Here is a 22574-nt window from a genome sequence, read left to right on the forward strand (position 1 = left end):
CGACATGTATTATACAGTAAACAATTGGAACTTAGGTGTTGGAAATATATCAATTGTCGGTGTTTCAAGTTCTTCCCTCTTTATTGTAGGTGACAGTCATGAAATACAACTATCCTCGCTTTTTGACACACCTCCTGAATCTTTTATTGTTGGTTCTGGTACTATTAACAGAGAAGAGGAAATAATTGATCATGATGCCACGAACGACTAATGTCAAGCAAGCAAAAATCAACAGTATATCCCACAGTTCCTTATTTCAAATTGGTGATACGAAAGAGATAAAACCTCAAGCAGATGTTCTTGCAGTACAAAAAGAAGGAGGCATTTCCTCTGATAAAGGATTTGAATTAAATCAATATCGAATCTTCAACACCACGATCCAACCAATACCTGATCCTGAAATAGTAGTCGGTAGTCATTGCCATCATCATCAGAATATTTATGTCTCTAACATTGATGTTACCGCAATATCAACATCCGCTATTACGCAATTAGGAAGCAGTAAAAAAATTAATTCACTTGCTCGACTAAAACATATTCGGATTTTAAAGGATGAAAATGAAGAAGAGGATTAAGGATAGTTTTTAAATTTGTGTAGCGCCAAATAGAAAGGTTGTGATAGTTTTGCCTTCGATTGTAGGACCAATCAAAATTAATAGTGTAGGCGGTGGCGTAATCAATTTTGGTGACAGCTTTTATTTAGCACCAAAAAGCGCTGAAAAATCTGCTTCAGGTGCTGGCGCCAATAATACCGGAGATTTCTTAAACACGAATACCGGCTTTAATATTACCAATGCAGTTGATCCTGACGTCGTTGACCAAATAGTAGGTGGAAATGCATAAGGAGAATGATTCTCCTTATGCTATACTTTTATAAGCAAACTTTTATCAAAGAAATATAAATATTTTTCAATGACCGATTGTTTCCAAATTTGCTCCAGTGCTTTCGCATAAAGGTCAATTTGGATTAGATATCGGTTTTTTAGTTTTTCTTCTACTTGTGAACTGATCTCCTCATGAATCTGATCTGTTTTATAATCCAGTAGAACCAGACCTTGATCTGTTTTGATGACACAATCAATCACACCTTGCAGAAAGATTCGTTCCTCGCGCTCTTCCTGCCACTGTGGATATACTTCTTGTGCTGGCAAGGTTAAACTGAAGGGAATTTCTCTTTCCACTTGTTCTGCTTCTACCAATCTCTTGCCGATATCAGTCTCCATAAAGGAAAGGATTGCCTCTGTATCAATAACACTTGCCTCATCTGATGTGATCATTTCTTTCGCTTCTAATTGAGCAATAAATTCTACTAATGCCATTTCTGTCCAATCATTTCTTAATGGTAAATGCTGCATGACGGTATGCATTGCTGTACCAATTTCTGCACGAGTCAACTTCTGCTCTTTCTGCATAAAACGTGGTCTTTTACGGATCGGAGCACGAAAAGGTTCAATGATTTTCTGATCACTATAACTGTCGATCATTTCATGCTGTCGTTTCATTTCTGTTACCGTTTGTTTTGCACGGTAAAAGATAGAATCTTGGTATGGATACTGAAATTCTAAATGATTGGCCACTTTTTGCTCTAAATCTTGATCTGCAAGTTCTAAACCTTCCCACTCGTGAATGGCTGTTTCTAATGCTTCGATCTGTTCACGATTTGTTTCATCAATGTCCTGGTATTCACTTTGATGGACACGATCTACCCGCCAGACCGAAACATCCTCCGTTATTTCTTGTGGGATGTTTAACGGTTGATCGTCCTCTCTTAATATCTCACCTTTTTGATGACGGACTAAGCTTGCACCTACCCAGTCTAGATAAGATAGCGATTCTAAACGATAATAGGATGGGAGAACCCAGTCTTGGTGTGTGATAATATTTGTCCATTTCTTTTTCTTCTTCTCTAATGACCCTACTGTACCGATCATTACTACTTTTTCTTTCGCACGTGTTAACGCAACATAAAGCACTCGCATTTCCTCGGCTAGCATTTCTCGTTGCATTTGTTTTTTTATCCCATGATAGATCAACGTCGGATACATAATCCGTTTGACAGGATCAATATATTTCGTAGCAAAACCTAGTTCTTTGTGTAACAAATATTTGGCACGTAAATCTTGTTGATTAAATTGCTTATCCATTGCACCGACTATTACTAACGGGAATTCTAACCCTTTACTCTTGTGAATCGTCATAATCCGGACAACATCTTCCTGTTCTCCTAAGGCTTTCGCTGCTCCTAAATCATCGCCTTTCTCTTCCATTCGTTCGATAAAACGTAAGAAACGAAATAATCCGCGGAAAGAAGTAGATTCATAACTTTTGGCACGGTCATATAAGGCGCGTAAATTTGCTTGGCGTTGGCGTCCTCCTGGAATGCCGCCAACAAAATCATAATAGCCTGTTTCCTGAAAAATATCCCATATTAAATGTGACAACGCTCCTTGTCGCGCTTCTTTACGCCACTGTTTCAACTGTTCGATAAAATGCTCAATCGTCTCATTATTCGTTGTTTTAACGTATTCTTTGAGTGCTTCGTAGTAAGTTGCACCTTTTTTAGCTAAACGGATTTGCGCCAGTTGATCTTCATTCAGCCCAACAATTGGTGATTTCAATACAGACGCAAGTGGAATATCCTGTCTTGGATTATCGATCACTTTCAGTAAGCTAATCATTACTTGAATTTCGATTGCTTCGAGATATCCTGTTGAAAGCTCTGCATAAACTGGGATTCCTTGTTTTTTAAACTCTTCCATAATCGTTGGTGCCCATGTCATAGAGCGCAATAAAATAACAATATCACGATATTCTACGTTTCGTGGCTGACCAGTACCTTTGTCCATAATTTCTGTTGGCGCATCTCCATTTGCACCAATCCACTGTTTAATCTTGGCTGCGTAAGCCCGTGCTTCCAGTTGAGCCTTTTCTAAATCTTCTTCATTCTCGATCTCTTCATCAGGTTGGTCATTTTCATTGGATTCCTGATCAATAATAAGCAATTCGGTATCAATGTCTGGAAAAGGAACATTTTCATAATCTTTATTGCCATAGATTAATTCGGCATCCTGATCATAGTCAATATCCCCAACTTTCTGATCAAATAACTGTCTAAAGATATAATTTGCAGCCGTTAATACTTGTTCTCGACTACGGAAATTTCGTGCCAGATCAATGCGATAGCCTGGATCTTCAGCTGTTGCAAATCGTTTATATTTATCAATAAAAAGAGTTGGTTCGGCATGGCGAAAGCGATAAATACTTTGTTTGACATCACCAACCATAAACATATTGCCGCCATCCTCTTGATTGGATACTAGCGACAAGATCGTCTCTTGCACAATATTGGTATCCTGATATTCATCGACCATTACCTCTGTAAACTTCCGTTGCAAGTCTAATGCAACAGACGATGGTGTACTACTTTTTTTATCTTCTAACAAAATATCTAAAGCAAAATGCTCTAAGTCAGCAAAATCGACAAGTCCTTTTTCTTTCTTTGCTTCTTGATAGCCAGCCTTAAACTGTTTAATCATTTTCGTTAATTGGACGATAGTTGGATGAAGCTCCTGCATATCGCGAAGATGATCTACTAAACTTCTTGTAAACCAATCCTTGGCAATATTGCTCCACCTTTTTTTGATTTGATCACGAATTGCTTTAACCTTATCTTTTTTGTCTTCTGCACATTCCACTTTTTTACGAGATAATGCATTAAATTTCCCACCAGCAAAAATGGTACGTGCTTCTTCCCATGATATATTAATCGCACCTTTAGCTTGCTGGATCATTTCCTTGTCGGCGTCAATTGCTTCTGCATAATGGTAAGGTCCATCACTTTCACGAGTAACTTCAAGTGCTTGTTCTACTAACGTCTCCATTACGTCCAGTTGATCGACTACTTCTTGCTTCAATAATTGTAGCCATGGAATCTCCGACTCTGTCATCTCGTCATCTACCTGATAAATGGTTGCCATTTGATCCAACCAGTAATCGGGATTTGGGTGCTGAATGGCGAATTCATACATTTTTAAAATTAATGATTCTACTTCTAAATCATTTCGGTCATTACTGAAACGATCCACAACAGCAAAAAATGCTTCCTGCTCTGCTTCATCGCCCTCTCCATACCATGTTTCAAACAGTTGTTCTAACACATCTTGGCGAATTAAATCTGCTTCGATGCTGTCTGCGATGCGGAAATTCGGATCAATATCGATTTGATAAGCGTATTTTCGTACAAGCTCCATACAAAAGGCATGAAGGGTAGAAATCGACGCATTTTGTAATAATGACAATTGTTTCTTCAAATGGTTAAAAGTCGGATTATTCTCTAGTGCTGATTCGATGGCGGATCCAACCCGATTTCGCATTTCTTGTGCTGCTGCATTAGTGAAAGTTACGACAAGCAAAGTGTCGATATCGATTGGCTGTTGTTTATTTAATAATTTTTGAATGATTCGTTCTACAAGTACAGCCGTTTTCCCTGATCCCGCGGCAGCTGCTACTAAAATATTTTGACCTGATTGATAGATCGCTTCTTCTTGTTCTTTTGTCCATTGCGGCATTACCCTTCACCCCGCTTGATTGCTTCGATTACTTCTTCATCTTTCATCTCTTTAAGCCTGCGATAATTATTTTCTGCCAGCGTCGGATCAAATTGACAGACCGAACGGAATTCACAGAACGTACAAGCTGTTAATTGTTGCTGTTGATATGGATTCAGATCAACTTTTCCTTCTGTGATTGCAAGTCCCGCATTTTCCATTAATTGATGGATATAGCCTTGGAGCTGGTCAAAAATTTCCCGTTCTGCCACATCGGAACCTTTATAAAAGGAACCACTTTTACTAAATCCTGCTGGAATAATATTACTTCTTCCTGATTCCAGTGATGTATCCATCATGCGGACAACATCTTCCTGATCAACTAAAAGTCCTTTCATTTTAAACTTTTTAAATATTTCCTGTTCGATTTTATCTTCTGTCAGAAAATCACTAGCTGAAATCATTGGATTATGGACGTGGAAATAGAGTACACCAGCTGGTGATGCCTTTTGTCCTAACCAATTTTCTGCATTTTGTAAGACAACATCTAAATAAGCTAACATTTGTAGAGCTAGTCCATAATAAACTTCTGTTAAATTCAACCCTTTTGAACTAGATTTATAATCAACGATTCTCAAATACAATTGCTCATTCTCGATTGCTTGGTCAACACGGTCAATCCTGCCTCTTAACATTAACGTATAATCATTTGGCAGGTTGACAGTCAGTGGTTCCAATTGATCCGGGTAACCAAATCCGACTTCTAAACCGACAGGCGAAAAGTTGGTTTTTCGAGCCTGTTCACTTAACACATACGTTGCCCTCGCGATGACATTTTCCAATTTACGTTGAATATATTGATAACGATTCGAACTGTGTAAAATCTGATGCTGTAATACTGGTGCTAACTTTCCAACTGCACGATGGGCATATTTCTTCGCTTCTTGATCATATATATCAGAAAAACCAAGCCCTTCTTTTTGAACCCATTCGGTAATTTGCTTTAATGCTTCGTGGAAAAGTTGGCCGATATCTGGTGCATCAAGCTTATATGTTGGTCGTTCCTTAAGTCCTAAGCTATATTTGGCAAAATGCTGATAAGAACAGCGATGGTACATTTCTAGCCGTGACACACTTGCATTAATTTCTTTCTGGTATAACGCATCAACCGTGTCTTCCGCTAAATCTGTCGGCTTATTTTGGTAAAAGAGGCTTTTTAATACACGCTGATTAATCGATGGTTGATCAGTTTTTTCAATATACCAATTTAAGACGTAATCCCAGATATCATCGATTGGATAGCCTCTTAACTTCCTTGCAAGTTGAGCAGTTAATGCACCTCGTGTTTTATTTGGGGTCGTTACATAACGACTCGCTTCTGTCATTTCTTCTGGATCTTGTAAAAATAAACGTTCTTTTTGAATCGGAAAAATTTCTTCGATTCTTTTGATTAAAGGAGAAGCAACTTTTTGTTTTCCTTCCTCATTACTTATTGGATAACTCACCCATAAATAGTCAGATGGCAGCGTAAACGCCAAATAAACATAAAACCAATCATCCAATAATTGACGTTTACTTCCCTCTGCTAATTGTAAGCCATGTGTTTGTAGTAAGGCACGCTCTTCTTCTGAAATTAAACCATCTCCACCAGGTTTCATTGGCCAGGTTCCCTCATTTACACCTAACAAAAAGGCAACCTTAATGCCATGCATACGCGAACGGTCAATTGAACCTACCACAACATGATCAATACTTGGTGGCACGTGAGAAAATCTTAGTGAATCAAAGCCAGACTCTAACACGTTACGGAATGTTTGCAAGTCCATTGTTTCTTCACCAGCGACTTCCGTAATCTCTTCTAACAATTGAATCACCGCATCCCACACCTGGTCTTGCTCACGTCCTTTTTCGACTCTTCCTTCTTCATCATATTGATCACGCATATTCTCCAATCGTCCAGGTGCTCCAATTGTTTCTAGCCATTCAAATAGGGCAATTGCTTTTTCTTTTATCGTTGGTAATTCCCGTAGCAATTGATCAATATCCGCAAGTGCTGCTGTTACTTTCTCCCGATAAGCATTAATTCGTTCTTGTGTTGATCGCTCACGGTCTGTTTGTGCTGATTGATCAAAGCCTTTAAAGCGTTGGAAGATCCATGGTTTGTCACTTAACCACCTGCTTCTGCCTCGCACGCCATACTCCAACACATAATTCTCTAGCTCATCAATTGCCTCTTGATCCAAACGATACTTGCCTTCTCCTTTCGGAATAAACCCTGCTTTTAATAAGCGAAAGACTGCATCATATCGCCAGTTTCCTTCAATGACATCGAGCAATGATCTGATCGTTTCAATTAACGGATGATTGAGCATCGTCCTTTTTTCATCCACAAATGTCGGAATCTGATAATCATCAAAAACAGTAGTAATGAGATCATGATAAACATCCGGTTCGCGAATCAGAATAGCAAGATCACGATAACGATACCCTTTATCTCGTACTAACCGAACAATTTCCTGTGCTGTTCCTTCAACCTCAGCACGTGGGTGCACCGCTTCCGCGATCCGAACGGGTGCTTGTTCCGAATAGCTATGAACAGGACGACTATCAAAATAACGGTCTAAATGAACAAATGGTGTTGTCGCATTTTCATTTGTTGTTAGAGGAGTGACTTCTGTTTCCACCATTGTTTGTTCTGCTAGCTGCTCTAATTGATGATAGGTTTCCTTTGTTTGATAAAAAAGGTCTAACGGTACTACTTCAGGGTCGTGTACATCATCAACTGTTAACGTCACTGTGACATTTTCGCACTTTTTGAGCATTGCTTCTATCACTAATAATTCTTGTGGCGTAAATTGGTGAAAGCCATCTATGTAGACGGATGCGCCTTCTAAAAAGTTAGTCATTTCTAGTTTTTCTACTAACTGTTGTAACTGAACCTCACTATCCATGTAGTGACCTTGTAAAGCAGTAGTCAACTGCTGATAAATATAAACTAAATCATCTAATTTATGTTGTAACGCTGTTTCACTAATTGTCTTATGCTGGAATCGATTCATTTCTTGTAACTGTTCACTAATTAATTCTGGTGTAACACAATAACGTTTGAATTCGGTGATCATATCCTCCAGTTGTTCGATAAAACCTTGCTTTTCAATGGCCTTCTGGAATACTTTCCATTCATCAGTCCGCTCCTCGACAATTTTACGAAGCATCATTTGCATCCCTGTTGATGTAATGTATTTCTTTGTTGCTCCGCCAGTCAGCTGCATAACACGCCAAGCTAAACGCGAAAAACTATAGACTTGTCCGCGAATTGAGCCATTTATTTCAGGATCATTTAATAACGCATATTCCTGTTGGAAGGTCATTTGATCTGGAACTAAATAGATAATCGGGGGGCCTTGAGGATTTTGCTTGAGTTCTTGTCTTATCTCTTGTAAGCATTGCTCACTTTTATTCACCGTTGCACTTCCAGTTAAAAATCGCAACAAAGAAAACACCTACTTTCTCTATCTTCACGTCTATTTTACCACAGATTATAGCAAACGAATGTTCTGTTGTGAAGGGAAATGGTGTTTCGTTTAATTAATAATGGGCTACTTACTTATCTTCTCCGGGAAATAGAATCGCTAGAATAAATCCCTTTATTTTTATCACATCCTAGAATCAACATCGACTTACACAGAGTACTTCACCAAAGGAGTATTTATATTGATTTATAACTGCTTTCCCTTTTAAATCACTTTCAATATCTCAGCTGGAGTATTTACTCGAAAATCAGGTTTCATTTTTTTCACCACTTCAAAAGAGTCATACCCCCAGCTAACCCAGATTATTTTAACACCAGTTTTTTTACAAGCTAGGATATCTCTTTTTTCGTCCCCTACATAAATTACTTCTGAGGGCTTCAAGTTATTTCCTCTTAAAAATCTGTGGATTAGCTTGTTTTTTCCAAATATACTGCTTGAACAGATAACATTTGCTATACTCGTTAACTTGTTGCTTTTTAGAAAAGTCATAATATTTTCTTTTGAATTAGATGATATAATGATAGTCTTATAGCCTTTTCTCTCTAATTCAGCTAACATTTCAGCAATACCATCATATAGCTTCACTTCATTTATGGATTCTCGATATAATTGATAAAACTTAGGCATCACGATTGGCATTTTAAACATCGGAAACTGCAAATATCTACCTCTTTCCTTGATAGACAGTTTCTTCATCTTTTCCATTTCATTCAAGTTTATTTCTCTAAAATAATACTGTTTCGCTAGGATATTCCAACTTTTCAAAAGTGCTTTTCGAGAATCTGCCAGTGTCCCATCAAAATCAAAAATAACGTATTTTACCATCAAATGCACTCCAGTTCTAAGAAAACTTATAAAATATTATGTATGTGGTACAATTAAAATTCTTTAGGAACAAAACGTATCTCCATCCATTGATCCCTGCTTGCAGTATCATTATCTCTCCTTCTTTGCTCTTTCCACAATATTTTTGATGAAAGGTTCTTTTTTGTTTGTATATGTCTGTCGATCATGCTTATATGCTGAAGCAAGACTCTTCTTTAAGACCTCATATTCTTGAGCTGCTTTTGGGTGTAATCTAAGATAATCTCGAAATAATATCTTTTCAATCCATTCCCTACTATCATATTCACAAATATGCAAATGGGAAGTGCCCTTTCCCCACTCGCCCTTTCTAAAAAATTTTCTATTCTTAAGCTCTGGTTTAAGCACATACTCATACTCAATTTCCTTCAAAGGATTCACCAATTGATCTACCTCATCTAATTTTTGTATACCTACTAGAATGTCGATGATTGGTTTTGCTGCTAATCCTTTTACAGAAGTGCTTCCTATGTGCTCCATTGCAACAACTTTATCACCTAAGACTTCTATAATCCTATTTCTCTCTTTAGTAAACTTTTCTACCCATTTAGGGTTATAATCACGAATAGTAACAGTTGGTTTTGTCATTTTCTTCATCCTTTTCTCTTTTCTGTTCCATCACCACTTGTAATTTTCACCTTTCACTAGATTGAAAAAAGGAATCCATCATATAATTTTTCGCTATTAGGTAAGCTGTTACAGTAAATAGCTGACTTTTCACTTTATTTCCTAATAATTGATTACCAAAATGATCGAAATCCAACACCCTAACTTTAATGTTCTCCGTATCATCAAGGTCTTGTTCTTGTGATTTAAACGCTTCCAATATTAGAAAAGTTTTTATTTTATTATTTTGTATAGCTGGATTAACATAAAATTCACCTAAGAAAATTGGTTTTTGCAACGAAGAGTATCCCGTCTCCTCCTTCACTTCTCTGATCAAACCTTCCTCATGTGTTTCTTTCCCCTCTTTTTTTCCAGCAGGCACTTCTAAGAAGAAGTCTCCTCCTGCATGACGATATTGCTCTACCAATACAATCTGATTCTCTTTCGTTATGACAATCCCATTCACCCAATCGGAGTATTCATTCACATAATATTCATCAATCACTATCCCATTTGGAAGTTCACAGCTATCTTTTCTAATATTCCCAAATCGACTTTTATGTAAATACTCTGTTTTGTTTTTAACGTTTTCCATTTATCCATTGTTCTCCTCCAAGAAAATATTCATTAAATTTCTTGTATCATCTCTACCCGATTACCAAAGGGATCTCTAAATTCAAAACGTTTGAAATTGGGAATTGGTACGGAATCAAATATTTCAATATGATGCTGTTCCAGAACCTCTCGCCAATAATCAACATCTTCTACTTGGTAAGCTAAATGTGCTTTGGTTTTAGTTCTGTCCACTCCATCTTCTGTTCCTACATGTACATCTCTATCACCAACTTTTAACCAGAATCCTCCACGGCCTTTTAAAGCATCAGGTTTTTCAACTTCAGGTAAACCTAGTACGTCACAGTAAAAGTTTTTCCCTTCTTCTTCTGCACCTTTTGGAATCGTAATTTGTGCATGATGTAATCCTAGAATCATTTCAATTCCTCCTGAAAATAAGTTTTTGTTCCACAACCTATCAAAAAAACATAAAAGCCTTTTCTATACTTAGAAATTCATCTTGAGTTAAGATACCATCCTGTAAAAGGCTTCAAATCTCTTTGGTTGAAATTGCTACTGAAAGTCTTCTAAATCAACTAAATCGCTATGTACAAAAATTGCCTCCAAATCTATATCAGAAAATCCCACTTCAATGTTTTCTTGGTTTGAATTATAAGTTGAATGTGAGATATTTATTTTAGATCACCCTAGTCCTAATTAAAGAAACTTACTAGATGTGCTAATCCCATAAACACTACCCAAACTAAAATAGGTAATCCTAAACTTTTTAGCGCATGACTCCATTTATTCAGATTCCTTCCTCGTAATAAATAATCTGTTATAAAAAATATACCAGCTGCCAGTAAACTATACCAAAGCAAGATCAGTCCAAAAAGAATGTGTAGAATAAACGAGTAATATATTTTTAGATGTCCTCTCGTGCCTTTCGCTATTAAACGTGCCACTACATCACTGATGATAGAAGTGATCGTTCCATAAACTAAAATGACAGGAAAACTGTACATTAAGTAAGCTGGTATAGTTATAGTGAAGGCTTCTATATATTCGCCAACCGTTTGCATGTTTCCACCAAATGGAGTAGGTACAAAGATGAATAGAATGATCGCATATAATGATCCGGAAACAGAAGCGACCACTATTTTTCTAGCTATTTGTATTTCTTCTTTCCATGTCATTGTCCATCAGCCTTTTTATTGTCTAGTCTCACACAAGCATTCCATTGCCTTTAACAAACTTAGTATACCATTATCTCCATTAATTGGAAACCTAACTTTTGAAATGCCTGAATAAGGCTAGAATAGTTGAATAGTAATAGATATATTTGTAGAAAAATGCACAAATGTAGGTTTTCAGTATCGTTTTTTGTCATCCCTCTCCTCTCTTTATCCTAATAATACATAAAAATTTGCTATTATATGAAACTTTTTACAGTAGGAATTCGTCTAACAGTAATGAGGGATTATGTGCAAAAACACACCAAGATAAATCCACACTTCTTTTTTTTTGCAATTATCTTCATCATGACTCAACCATTCATTCAATAAGAAAAAGAACAGGGGGAACGAAATGAATTTTTTTAAGCGTGGTTTATTAAGTATTACTAGAAGAAAGGGAAAATCTCTAATTTTACTTGCTGTCCTATTTATTTTAGGAAATGTGATAGCAGGAGCCATCTCCATTTCACAAGCGACAGCTAATGTCGAAGAATCTATTAAAGAACGACTCGGAACAGGTGCAACACTTGAGCTAGATTATGAAGCACTTGATAGTATGGATGAATCAGAAATGATGAATTTCGAGATTCCAAATTTAGGTGAGGAATTAATTAATCAAATTGGTGAACTTCCTTATGTTAAATACTATGATTATAATACCACAACCTTCTTAGCTTCTGAGGAAATCGAAAGCTATAATCCGATGATGGAAGAAGCAGAAGGAGAAGTCGAAATGGCAGGGATGGGGCCACAATTTCAACTAAAAGGAGTCAATTATGCCCCACTACTTGATATTGAAGAAGGTAAAAGTGAACTTGTCGATGGACGTGTCTTCACAGATGAAGAGATTGAAAATGGAACGCCTGTAGCAATTATTTCTAAGAAACTAGCAGATTTGAATAACCTTCAGGTTGGAGATACCTTTTCCTTATCGAACCAAATATATGAATTTAGTGAATCTGGCGAAGAAGAAGTGTTAGATTCTCGAGACGTACCATTAGAAGTGATTGGTATTTTTGAACCTAAAACCGTGAATAGTGATTCCGAAAACCCTGAAGAATTCGATTACATGGATATGGATTTTCAAAATACGATCTATGTAGCCAATGCACTTGTTTCTCAAGAAATGGAATTCGCAGTTGGCGACATGCCAGAATATGAAGATTATTACGTACCATTCTTTGTATTAAATGAACCGGAAGATGCAGAAGCTTTTGAAGAAGAAGTAAGTCCATTACTACCAGAACTATTTATTGTTCGCCATGCAAGTGATTCGTATGATTCGATTGCTGCACCAATTGAATCTATGTCTAACTTATCGAAATATGTTTTGATTGCTTCCGTTATCACGACCATTCTTATTATCGGTTTAGTAGTCTTACTATTCCTTAGAGATCGCAAACGCGAATTAGGCATCTATCTTTCACTTGGTGAAGCCCGTATGCGAGTGGTAGGGCAAATCATTACTGAAGTATTGATTATTTCCATTATTGGGATGACACTATCTTTATTTACTGGAAATCTATTAGCGCAAACTGTTTCTGATTCTTTGATTGATAATGACAATAATCAAAGAGAAGATGAGATTTATTACTACACAGAAATGCAAACAGATCTCACAACAGAAGATGTAATAGACGCTTATGAAGTGAGCTTAACAGGAGACTTTATTTTATTATTTTATGCCGTGGGAATTATCACGATTCTTCTATCAACCGTGATTCCTTTAATTTATATTATTCGACTAAACCCTAAAAAAATAATGATGTAAGAGGAGGTTAAACAGATGATCTTAGAAGCAAAAGACTTGAATTATTACTACCAAGACGGTGAAAGTCGTCGTTTTGTCTTAAAGAATACTAATGTTTCCTTTGACAAAGGAAAATTTTACACGATATTAGGACAATCCGGGTCTGGAAAAACGACGCTGTTGTCTTTACTTAGTGCAATGGATACGCCACACAACGGAGAAGTTGTTTTCGATGGAAAAAACATTCTAGAAATTGGACATGATAATTATCGCAGAAATAAAGTTGGTATTATTTTTCAAAGCTACAACCTGATACCTACCTTTACCGCCGTTGAGAATGTATTAGTTTCTATGTCTATTACCGAAAATGAATTACCAGATGATCACAAAACTGTTGCATATAATTTGTTAGATTATATTGGCATTTCCCAAGATAAAGCAAATCGCACGGTTAATAAACTGTCAGGTGGAGAGCAGCAACGTGTGGCCATTGCACGAGCGCTATCTACTAACGTTGAACTAATTCTTGCCGATGAGCCTACCGGAAATCTAGATGAAGAAATGGAACAGGAAATCATCGATATTTTTAAGAAATTGGCACATGAGCATAAAAAGTGTGTGATTATGGTTACGCACTCCAATGATATTGCGGAACAGTCTGACCAAACATTTTATTTAAAGAAAGGCGTCTTGAATACCAATGAGTGATTTTCTTTCTAATTTTGACAAAGATAATTACGATAAACTGCCTAAAGAAGAAACGTTTCCTACTGAGCAAAAAAGCGTGAGAAATTCTCCACGTGACAACCATGAACATATTGAAATAGATCCAGATTACCAATGGAAGAAACGCAAGAAATTAATCATTTATATTGCTCTTGGAGTTCTTGCATTATTGTTAATTGCCTTCTTATACTACAGCATTCGCTATGTCGATATGGAGGATTTTGTTGGCGGGCCTGTTGCCGATGCAAGAGCATGGGCAGATGAGAACGATATGGAGATAGAATTAACGCAGGAACACAGTATGGAATATGATGCCAATCATATTATCGAACAAGGCATAGCGGAAGGAAAAAAGGTTAAAAAAGGATCAACGATTACCCTAACCAGTAGCATTGGTGCAGATCCAGAAGAGCATATTGAATTACCTGAATTTTCCGAAATGACTAGAAGCGAAGTCGAAGCTTGGAAGGAAGAAAACAGAGCAGAAAACTTACAAATTGTTACGGAGTTCAGTGATGAAGTGGAAGAAGGAGAATTCACCCGCTTCGTTATGAGAGATGAAGATATAAGCGAAGAAGAGTATCGCCGCCAAGATAATGCAAGTGTTTATTTCTCCAAAGGGGAAGAAGTCTTTGAAGAAGATATAGAAGTACCTGATTTTGTTAATAAAGGCAAACAAGAAGTAGAGCAATGGGCTGATACCAACGAAATTGAAATAACCTACAACGAAGAAGCATCCAATGACATTGAAGCTGGTTTAGTTAGTAAGCAAAATATTGATCCTGAAACAATGATTGCCAAAAAGGACGAAATGGAAGTCACGATTTCACTTGGAAAATCTGTTGAAGTACCGAATTTTGCGTCGCTCTCCATGGAAGAGGCGGCAAGCTATGAAGGTCTATCCGTAACAGTGAGACAACGATTCCATAATAAAGTAAAATACGGAAATTTAATCGCCCAATCTATTGAACCAGGAACAGAATTAACCGATCAAGATAATAAAAGTATTACTGTCACTTATTCAGAGGGCAAACCATATTTAAGAGATTACCGTGGACAATTAGAAGGAGATTTACCACGTTTGTTCTATGAGGACTATCAATCCAAAGGAGCAGATATCTCCTACATCGTTAAATATGTCGATGCACCTGAAGTGAAGGGTACAATTGTCGGGATGAGCAACTTTAATTCCTTTGTTTCGATGGACTACACCGTAGAAATTCGCGTAAGCAACAATAAAGACGCTGATCCTGGAGCCTTTGACAGCCCAGGTGGAAATGAAGCACCTGAAGAAATCGAAGAAGAGTTAAGTCCGGAAACAGAGGAACCGGCAGAAGAACAGATCGAGAAATAAGAAAAGCGCAGAGCGCCCGTTTAGAAACGTAGCGACTTCAGCATCAACTGAGATAAAGGAATCACGGTGAGTTTACGAACCGATGATGACTTATCGTAGGGCGATTCGTGAAGTCGCCTAGTTTTTGGCGCTCGGAGCTAGACATCTGCGCAAATTTTATACTTTCTTATCCTATAAAAAAATCTCCTGATAGTTGTGAATTTACTATCAGGAGATTTTATAAGATTAATGAATTATCAGCAAAAAATTACTAAGATCTATCCTTGGGGAAAGATATCATATTCCATCCTTTTGGCCGTTTCTTCTGCAACTTTTCTTCCATAGATACGAGAGATAAGGTGAAAAGACATATCAATCCCTGCTGAAATCCCCCCAGAAGTAATAACCTTCCCCTCATCTATGAACTTTACATTACGCTGAACAGCTACCAACGGAAACTCCTTTGCCAATCTGTCTTGGTCCATCCAATGTGTCGTTGCCTTCCTTCCATTTAATAATCCTGCTTTAGCTAAGAGTAATGCTCCTGTGCATACAGATGCGATACATTCGACTTGTGAGTATTGCTGATTAATCCACTGAATCAGGTTAGAATTATTTATTTCAATTTCTTCTGCACCGTAACCTCCTGGCACAACCAAAATATCTAATGCAGGATGATGATGAAAATTATAATCCGGGCTCACTCTCAGACCATTTCTGGCTTTAATCATTTCTCCATCTTCTGAAATAGTGATCACGTTAAAAGTCTTTGTTTCTAAATCCGTTTTCGCTGTTAATGAAAAAACTTCAAATGGCCCTGCAAAATCCAATACCTCTACCTCATTAAATAGTAAAATACCAACTGTACGTTGTGACATATTTTTCTCCACTCTTTCCGGTATTAAATATAAATTAAATTAGTTTGGAAGACTCTTGTCTCCCACATCCATGAACAAAATAGTCGATTAGATAGAACTTTGTACTATATCAACTTCTTCATAATATTCCTCCAGAAACTTCTCGATTTGCTGATTCATTTTTGATAGATATTCTTCTGAAGGAAAATGTCCCATTTCATAACTTTTAAATGCGACTAGATTAGGAATAATCTCTTTGGCTCTATGATGTATTTTGCTTTCGGGAAAGTAGACATCCTTTGTCCCAGCTATCACTAAGGTAGGAGCATTATAGTTTACTAACTCTTCCTTTTCTGTCAGCTTCGGCATGTTCTGTTCTAGCTTTACATATTTCATCACATCGCCGATCAACTCTACATCGATTTCTTTCATGCTGTTATCCGACATTACATTTGTCATTTTTTGGAGATGTTTGTTAGATGAGGTGATACGGAAACAAATAAGCGGGTATAATATATCCCTTATCATTTGCCATTTAGAACCGAGTTTTAATCCAGCTGGTGCAACTAAAACAGCAGATGCTATCTTGTCAGGTATAAAAGTAGCTAACCTTAGTATTATCCCACCACCATAAGACGGACCAATAAATGCACTTTTCGAGATTTGATAGTGATTCATTAATTCCTCAATCCAACGGGCAAAACTCTGATCCTTAGCAGATACTCGATTTTCCGCACTAAATCCCGGATGACCAACTGTATCTGGGGCATAAATTCGATATTGCTCTGCTAATGGAGAAAACCATGAAAGCGTCATGGGATTAATACAGTTACCACCTTGAAGAATAATAACAGGCTGAGCATTTTCTGAACCAGCTACAAGTATATGGGTTGTGCCAAAGCTTGTATCGACATATTCCCGTTCTACATCGAAAGGGAGATTGTCCAAATACTTTTCGTACTTCTCAGTTATTATTCGTTTGCCTTCTTTACTCTTATAGATAGTTGTCATCTTACACCTCTCTTTTATCCAATCGGAAATTGATAACCTTTATATTCAAATTTTTTAGTAAATCCTAACTTCTCAGCAACCGCAACAGATGGACTATTCTCTACCATGCAATCCCAATATGGTATTTCATTTTTCTCGAAACATTCTTGCACAAAAAGATGAGCAGCCTTTTGTGCTAACTTTTGGCCTTGATGCCCTTCTACTGTTTCGATATTTATGCACTGATGTTTGTTAGCCACAAAACCAGAAAAACAAATACTGACGATCTGATGATCATAAACCATACAATAACCAATACCTATTTCAAAAAAACGTGAAGATGAAGTCCAAAACTCTGAAAGATTGCTGTGTAAGAATTCCATATTTTCAATCGCATTATTTTCATGAAGTTCCTTATCTATTTTCATCATTTGATATTGGTGATCCATAATTGGCTCTTTGTCTGCTCTATAATTCGCTTGAGAGAGCTGATATACTCGCTGCCGCCAACTTTCTAATTTTCGGTGCTTAAAGATGTTTTCTATCACTGGGTTCCATTCCGGATGATGTGCTATTATTTCTAGATCATTCAAGCCTTGCATTTTTGCTTCGGGGGAAATATTTTTCTCTATGAAGTGATCTAATTGTTTTCTAAACACCACGTTTTTCCCATTGCCTAATAAAAAAAATCCATCATTATTCCCAAGCCACAGCAATGCAGCATCAGGAGATTCTGGGTTGTCTACAAAGATACGCCCTGGATTATTTCCCAGAATGACAGCTTCCACTTCCATATGCCCATCTTTGTTTATCAAATGCTGACACCTATTAAAATCACTCATTTTTAATTCAGAGATCATTGCTATATCTCCTTCCCCATTATGATTTTCCCTTTTATCCCCACCATATCATACCATAAAATTCCACTAAAAAACTCAATCCATTCCTAAACAGTTTTGGATTGAGTTCCTCATTAAAGCGCTTTCCTTTATTTAGTTTATAAATTGGAAGTTAAGCTCTGACATCGGCCAATAACGGATATCTACTTTTCCTACCACTGTTTCTTCTTTCACGAAACCAATCGCTCTGCTGTCATAGCTTTTCGTTCGGTTGTCCCCTAATACAAACAAATTCCCTTCTGGTACGACTTCTTCACCGGTTATTTCTTCTAAAGTAAAATCTTCTGTAAGTACTTTATTCGGTTCCCGATATGGATCCAAATATGGTTCATCAATTGCTTCTCCATTGATATATAACCTATCATCTTGATAAGCAATATGATCACCAGGTTTTCCGATTACCCTTTTCACATAATCTTCCTTATCATTGGCGTGGAAAACAATGACATCAAAACGGTTGATATCTTTTAAATCATATACTATCTTATTGACCATTAATAAATTTCCATCATGCAGTGTTGGTTCCATCGACTTACCATTTACAACATAACTTGCAAATAAATAAGATCGAAAAAAGAATGCCAACACCAATGCAATAACAACAATTCGCACAATTGACCAAATACGTTTCTTATCCATATACCTTCCCTCCAAAGGGACTCTCTTTATTAACTAATTTACCCCCTTTTGGAAGATTCTAATCCTTTTTACCTCCACTTTTTTCCTTAGCTCTTTTTTGCAGGCGTTGCTCTATATATTTACCTACGATCCAGAGTATGGAGATTCCTATTGCTAATACTATGGTTTTAACAGGATTTTGTGCAAAGGAGACTATACTATCTCCAATGAAGGATAAGGTTAAGATCATGACACCTTTTCCTAATAATACTGCCAATACAAATTGGTAAAAGCCTACTCCTGATATCGCAGCTACTAAATTAATCACCGCAGAAGGGGAAAATGGAAAACAAAGTAAAAGAAATAATGGGCCAAACCCATGACGTTCCAACCAATTGGTTACCTTTTTCACCTGTTTATTCCTGCTAATCCACTGCAATAGCCGAATATGTTTGAAACGACGAACCAACATAAATACTGCTATTGCCCCTGAACTGGCCCCTGTCCATGACAATATAAACCCTTCCAATAACCCATATGCCGCTGCATTTGTCATCACGAATACGATAACCGGCAAAAAAGGAAGAAATGCTTCAATAAATGGGAGTAAAAAACCAGGAATGGGACCTAAGCTTTCATAGCTTTGCAATAAGAAGTTTACTAACTGCCCAAACTCATTTGCTTCGACTAGATCTTTTATCTCTTCCACATCAATATTATCTAAATTACTTATATTATATGTAATCATACCTTGTTTAACTCCTTCAACTGACCAAAAAAATGAGTTATTTTCATTTTAATATTTTTTTTGCTGTTTTCCTAATCTTTCACATAAATCCTTGAATTTCTATTTGATTTTTTTACAATTGTGTTGCATTTTTTAGCGGTTCGGGTATATAATAGAACAAACGTTCCCTTGGAGGTGGAAATGGAAAATGAGATATTTAAACGAACAAGAATGGAAATTAGCATCACGTTTTCTATTTTTATCAATGGCCTTAAAGGTTATTAAACATGATTTACAAAAAATGAACCAACTATCCCCTTTTAAGATAAATGAACCATATATTGCGCTGTTGGAAAAGATGGAAAAAAACGCAACCGAAGAACGAAGAAAATTGCGCAAACAAATGCATCAGGAGAAAATTAAAGTCGTTGCAGCAGAAAAAAATGATTCATTCACATCTTACCTATTCCTCTGCAAAGGAAAAGAGGAAAAACGGAATTACTTTAATCCAGCTATTCGTAAAAAAGTCGAACTGATCTTAGAGGAATTACTTGCACATGCTTATGAATCAACGTCTTCCTCAAAAGAAGAAGTAAAGCTGTAATTTTTTTAAGAAAATAGTGAACTTTTCATCTCCGTTCATGGTATAACTAGTAAAGGAGATGATTAAAAATGCAATTAGGTTGGTGGATTAGCTTGATTGTTGTAATGATATTAGGTAATGCATTTGCGATAATCATTGCTACATTGAATAAAAAAGTAATAAAGGATCACCAGAAGAAAGTTGATTTCAAAAAATCAGATATATACTTTTACTGGACGAGATGGGATTATGTCACGATTATATGTGCTGCCTATGCATTTATCTGTATGATTGGATTAGCTACCTGCTTATTTATGGATCAAACTATCAATGACAATTGGGTACAATTTTTCCTTCACCAAACATTCATCTTTTCCTTGCTCTCATCAATATGGTTTATTACGCGATTAGCATATGTATTTAAAGGAATTAAAGAGCGGTGGTCTGATGAGTTCAAATGATAATATCCAAGTGGAGGAGTTATTTACCACTTACCATCAACAAATTTATCAGTTCACCTACCGCTACACGCAAGATGAAGCGTTAAGCTATGATATTGTCCAGGATACATTTATTAAATTTCAAAAATATCAAATGAACTTTGATCCGTCTAGATCCCATATTCGCACTTTTTTATTCAGAATTGCTTACCAGATAACAATGACGAAACTAAAAAGACGGAACAAGTTCAAAAAACTACTCCCTTTTTTATATGAACAAAACCAAAAAGAACCAGTATCACTAGAAGAAAAGATTACGATTCGCACTACCTTACAACAGCTACCACCTGAACAAAGAGCTGTAATTATTTTTACTTATTATCATGATTTAAGTCAAAAAGAGATTGCCGCTATTTTACAAATTCCGATTGGGACAGTAAAATCAAGACTACACAGTTCATTAAAAAAGCTAAAAGACCTATTGGAGGTTGATGATGATGAATAAACACGATATTCCCGATGAATTAAAACAAAAATTAGATGAATTTGAAGTAGATGTACCAGATATTCCATTGAAGAAATCATTATCACAACGGATCGCAAACTGGCTTTATGCGCCAGCGAAAAATCCGGTAGATCTTATCTCCAAGCAATGGACACCATTAACAATTGCTTTGCTTCCTATGATCATATTACTTTGTTCGATACCCTTACTATTTATTTAGCGAATAAACCTATAAACCCAATAAGGCAAGAGCCTTATTGGGTTTATTCTAGCCACCATCATCCTATCTCTTTGTATGCCATTTCGATTCCGCAATATGCTGAGAAGCCTCAAGAATGTGCTCCATTTTATTACTAAGCAAGTAGCGATACTGGGCAGTGCGGTACAATTGATTGATCATCGTAGCATAAGAAACCTCTAACACCAAGTCCCGCCCATTTTTAAAAACGACCCGTGTTAAGTGCTGCTCTATTTTTTCTATTTCGAGAACGTGTGAATGTGCAATCCATGTACAAGCTTTTCTTAAGGGGGATTCCACTGGAAAAAAGTACATCCCACTTATCCGGTCAATTGCAATTGGTGGTTTATGCGTGATGCCACTTAACATTCTTGATCCTTCAATCAACCCTTTTAAACTAATACCAAATGCTTTACAAGTAACATCCATCACTTGTTGTGTACTAAATGTCGTTTCATAATCATCTACTTCTTCATACTCAATCACACGGGTTAAAAACCTCCCATCTCCTTCATAACCGACCACTGCTAATGTCTTTGGACTGATTTCCCGAACCTTCTCCATTAAAATTTCCATTTCATTTCCTCCTTTAAATTATTCCACTATAATGTAGCAATTTTTGATAAAATTGGATATAAAATAACAAAAAATAGCGCGAAATTTCGAGTTAGACTATCAATCTAGCAGAAATTTGCTATAATTTGCTTAAAAGAGGCAACTGAGTGGTCATTTCCAACAAAATTTTCGCAAAAAAATGAGGTGAAATAATTGTGGTTTAAGAAAAAGAAAAAAGAAGCAAAAAAATTCCCTACAAAAGACATATCATTAGAAGAAGTCCGATCCGCGATTCATGAGTACAGCAGAGACTTACCTCCAAATATCCCATTGAAAATATTAATTAAAGACGACTTATCGCTAGACTATACTTTACTAGCTCCGATTTTGAAGGCGATTCCATCAAAAAAATACTATATGTCAAAAGAAACCTATGATTTATTTGAGGAAGAAGATAAACATATTGCACAAGCTTTGGATCAAGTCCAGCAAGCAGTCGATCAATATATCGCACAAAAAAAGGAATTACCGATTATTGATCATGATCCCTATCGCAGAGTGAACTTTTTTAAATTAGAACAACTTAACTTAATCAGCGAACGACCAGAAGTGGATTTTTATATTACGGACCAAGAACAGTTAGTTACGACGATAAAGCCTAAGTAAAGGGGGATGTCTATGAAAAGATCAGCTAATAAAACAAGACAACAAGCAACTTTCAATGATACCGATATTAAGGAGGAAATGGTATGCTTACTATTCCATTGATCATTTTCATATTCCCTATCATATCTATTATACTTGGGGTCGTTGGTTACTTGATACTTAAAAACCTCACTTCACCTATTATTCTAGTGATATTGCTTGGAATCATAGCTGCCCTTTTATGGTTTAACAGATCATTCGGTTTCTGGATTTTCATCTATGGATTTTTGACATTTGCAGGTGCTTTTTTAACTAAAATGGTAACTACCAAAATGAAAAGGAGGAAGCCTTTATCATGAAGGCTTCTTTTT

Annotated in this window: 25 protein-coding genes; 12 read left to right on the forward strand and 13 right to left on the reverse strand. The window is 36.5% G+C overall.

All coding sequences use genetic code 11. The annotated features are described in order from the left end of the window. Nucleotides 1-4 precede the first annotated feature (4 nt). Genes D569_RS23050 through D569_RS0115775 form a run of 3 tightly spaced genes read left to right on the forward strand, consistent with a single transcriptional unit; the run spans nt 5 to nt 843 of the window. The gene (locus D569_RS23050) at nt 5-211 is read left to right on the forward strand and encodes a hypothetical protein (RefSeq protein WP_018933392.1); all 207 of its coding nucleotides are present in this window, start codon (nt 5-7) and stop codon (nt 209-211) included. Further along, entirely contained in the window at nt 192-575 is a 384-nt protein-coding gene (locus D569_RS0115770; RefSeq protein WP_018933393.1) for a spore germination protein GerPE, read from the forward strand. Before D569_RS23050 ends, D569_RS0115770 begins: the two co-directional genes overlap by 20 nt. 49 nt (nt 576-624) lie before the next feature. Then, nucleotides 625-843 carry a spore germination protein gene (locus D569_RS0115775; RefSeq protein ID WP_018933394.1) on the forward strand — a complete coding sequence of 73 codons (219 nt, stop codon included), beginning with the start codon at nt 625-627 and terminating at the stop codon, nt 841-843. A gap of 20 nt (nt 844-863) precedes the next feature. Here D569_RS0115775 and addA read toward each other — a convergent pair whose 3' ends face one another. The 7 genes from addA to D569_RS0115810 all read right to left on the reverse strand — a co-directional run bounded on the left by addA (nt 864) and on the right by D569_RS0115810 (nt 11298). After that, the gene (addA, locus tag D569_RS0115780) at nt 864-4568 is read right to left on the reverse strand and encodes a helicase-exonuclease AddAB subunit AddA (protein WP_018933395.1); all 3705 of its coding nucleotides are present in this window, start codon (nt 4566-4568) and stop codon (nt 864-866) included. Then, nucleotides 4568-8041, reverse strand: coding sequence for a helicase-exonuclease AddAB subunit AddB (gene addB, locus D569_RS0115785; RefSeq protein WP_033405069.1), 3474 nt, complete (start codon nt 8039-8041; stop codon nt 4568-4570). Before addB ends, addA begins: the two co-directional genes overlap by 1 nt. 243 nt (nt 8042-8284) lie before the next feature. Continuing rightward, a complete protein-coding gene (locus tag D569_RS0115790) occupies nt 8285-8905 on the reverse strand; it encodes an HAD-IA family hydrolase (protein ID WP_018933397.1) in 621 nt (206 codons plus the stop codon). Between the two features lie 111 nt (nt 8906-9016). After that, a complete protein-coding gene (locus D569_RS0115795; protein ID WP_018933398.1) occupies nt 9017-9532 on the reverse strand; it encodes a GrpB family protein in 516 nt (171 codons plus the stop codon). Nucleotides 9533-9578: 46 nt separating this feature from the next. Beyond that, nucleotides 9579-10145: an NUDIX hydrolase gene (locus D569_RS23485; protein WP_018933399.1), complete on the reverse strand. Its 567-nt coding sequence runs from the start codon at nt 10143-10145 to the stop codon at nt 9579-9581. 32 nt (nt 10146-10177) lie between these two features. Beyond that, complete coding sequence (locus D569_RS0115805) at nt 10178-10540, reverse strand: VOC family protein (RefSeq protein ID WP_018933400.1); 363 nt, start codon at nt 10538-10540, stop codon at nt 10178-10180. Nucleotides 10541-10815: 275 nt separating this feature from the next. Then, on the reverse strand, nt 10816-11298 hold the full coding sequence (locus D569_RS0115810; protein ID WP_018933401.1) for a hypothetical protein: 483 nt from the start codon (nt 11296-11298) through the stop codon (nt 10816-10818). A gap of 391 nt (nt 11299-11689) precedes the next feature. On the opposite strand from D569_RS0115810, the gene D569_RS0115815 reads away from it, so the two are divergent. Genes D569_RS0115815 through D569_RS0115825 form a run of 3 tightly spaced genes read left to right on the forward strand, consistent with a single transcriptional unit; the run spans nt 11690 to nt 15167 of the window. Continuing rightward, a complete protein-coding gene (locus D569_RS0115815; protein ID WP_018933402.1) occupies nt 11690-13108 on the forward strand; it encodes an ABC transporter permease in 1419 nt (472 codons plus the stop codon). A gap of 15 nt (nt 13109-13123) precedes the next feature. Next, nucleotides 13124-13795: an ABC transporter ATP-binding protein gene (locus D569_RS0115820; protein WP_018933403.1), complete on the forward strand. Its 672-nt coding sequence runs from the start codon at nt 13124-13126 to the stop codon at nt 13793-13795. Continuing rightward, nucleotides 13788-15167, forward strand: a complete 1380-nt coding sequence (locus D569_RS0115825) for a PASTA domain-containing protein (protein ID WP_018933404.1) — start codon at nt 13788-13790, stop codon at nt 15165-15167. Before D569_RS0115820 ends, D569_RS0115825 begins: the two co-directional genes overlap by 8 nt. A 257-nt stretch (nt 15168-15424) precedes the next feature. On the opposite strand, the gene D569_RS0115830 is transcribed toward D569_RS0115825, so the two are convergent. From D569_RS0115830 to D569_RS0115850, 5 genes are all read right to left on the reverse strand, one after another. After that, on the reverse strand, nt 15425-16024 hold the full coding sequence (locus D569_RS0115830; protein WP_018933405.1) for a DJ-1/PfpI family protein: 600 nt from the start codon (nt 16022-16024) through the stop codon (nt 15425-15427). An 87-nt stretch (nt 16025-16111) separates the two neighbouring features. Continuing rightward, nucleotides 16112-17014 carry an alpha/beta fold hydrolase gene (locus D569_RS0115835; RefSeq protein WP_018933406.1) on the reverse strand — a complete coding sequence of 301 codons (903 nt, stop codon included), beginning with the start codon at nt 17012-17014 and terminating at the stop codon, nt 16112-16114. Between the two features lie 14 nt (nt 17015-17028). Further along, nucleotides 17029-17853 (reverse strand): GNAT family N-acetyltransferase, encoded by an 825-nt coding sequence (locus tag D569_RS0115840; protein ID WP_018933407.1) that lies wholly within the window; start codon nt 17851-17853, stop codon nt 17029-17031. A 132-nt stretch (nt 17854-17985) separates the two neighbouring features. Further along, the gene (gene lepB / locus D569_RS0115845) at nt 17986-18531 is read right to left on the reverse strand and encodes a signal peptidase I (protein ID WP_018933408.1); all 546 of its coding nucleotides are present in this window, start codon (nt 18529-18531) and stop codon (nt 17986-17988) included. Between the two features lie 58 nt (nt 18532-18589). Next, a complete protein-coding gene (locus D569_RS0115850; protein WP_018933409.1) occupies nt 18590-19258 on the reverse strand; it encodes a TVP38/TMEM64 family protein in 669 nt (222 codons plus the stop codon). A gap of 187 nt (nt 19259-19445) precedes the next feature. Here D569_RS0115850 and D569_RS0115855 point away from each other — a divergent pair, with 187 nt between their 5' ends. From D569_RS0115855 to D569_RS23060, 4 genes are all read left to right on the forward strand, one after another. Beyond that, complete coding sequence (locus D569_RS0115855) at nt 19446-19841, forward strand: YhjD family protein (RefSeq protein ID WP_018933410.1); 396 nt, start codon at nt 19446-19448, stop codon at nt 19839-19841. A gap of 68 nt (nt 19842-19909) precedes the next feature. Next, entirely contained in the window at nt 19910-20281 is a 372-nt protein-coding gene (locus D569_RS0115860; protein WP_018933411.1) for a hypothetical protein, read from the forward strand. Next, nucleotides 20268-20765, forward strand: a complete 498-nt coding sequence (locus D569_RS0115865) for an RNA polymerase sigma factor (protein WP_018933412.1) — start codon at nt 20268-20270, stop codon at nt 20763-20765. Before D569_RS0115860 ends, D569_RS0115865 begins: the two co-directional genes overlap by 14 nt. Next, complete coding sequence (locus tag D569_RS23060; protein ID WP_018933413.1) at nt 20755-20985, forward strand: hypothetical protein; 231 nt, start codon at nt 20755-20757, stop codon at nt 20983-20985. Before D569_RS0115865 ends, D569_RS23060 begins: the two co-directional genes overlap by 11 nt. A 63-nt stretch (nt 20986-21048) precedes the next feature. On the opposite strand, the gene D569_RS0115875 is transcribed toward D569_RS23060, so the two are convergent. Then, nucleotides 21049-21579 carry a competence protein ComK gene (locus tag D569_RS0115875; RefSeq protein WP_018933414.1) on the reverse strand — a complete coding sequence of 177 codons (531 nt, stop codon included), beginning with the start codon at nt 21577-21579 and terminating at the stop codon, nt 21049-21051. A 192-nt stretch (nt 21580-21771) separates the two neighbouring features. Between D569_RS0115875 and D569_RS0115880 the strand changes: the two genes are divergently transcribed. Together D569_RS0115880 and D569_RS25160 are read left to right on the forward strand one after the other, a co-directional pair. Continuing rightward, nucleotides 21772-22224: a DUF3939 domain-containing protein gene (locus D569_RS0115880; RefSeq protein ID WP_018933415.1), complete on the forward strand. Its 453-nt coding sequence runs from the start codon at nt 21772-21774 to the stop codon at nt 22222-22224. An 83-nt stretch (nt 22225-22307) separates the two neighbouring features. Further along, nucleotides 22308-22562: a DUF2651 family protein gene (locus D569_RS25160; RefSeq protein ID WP_018933417.1), complete on the forward strand. Its 255-nt coding sequence runs from the start codon at nt 22308-22310 to the stop codon at nt 22560-22562. Nucleotides 22563-22574 lie beyond the last annotated feature (12 nt).

The organism is Gracilibacillus lacisalsi DSM 19029, assembly GCF_000377765.1.
In the GTDB taxonomy this organism is placed as follows: domain Bacteria; phylum Bacillota; class Bacilli; order Bacillales; family Amphibacillaceae; genus Gracilibacillus; species Gracilibacillus lacisalsi.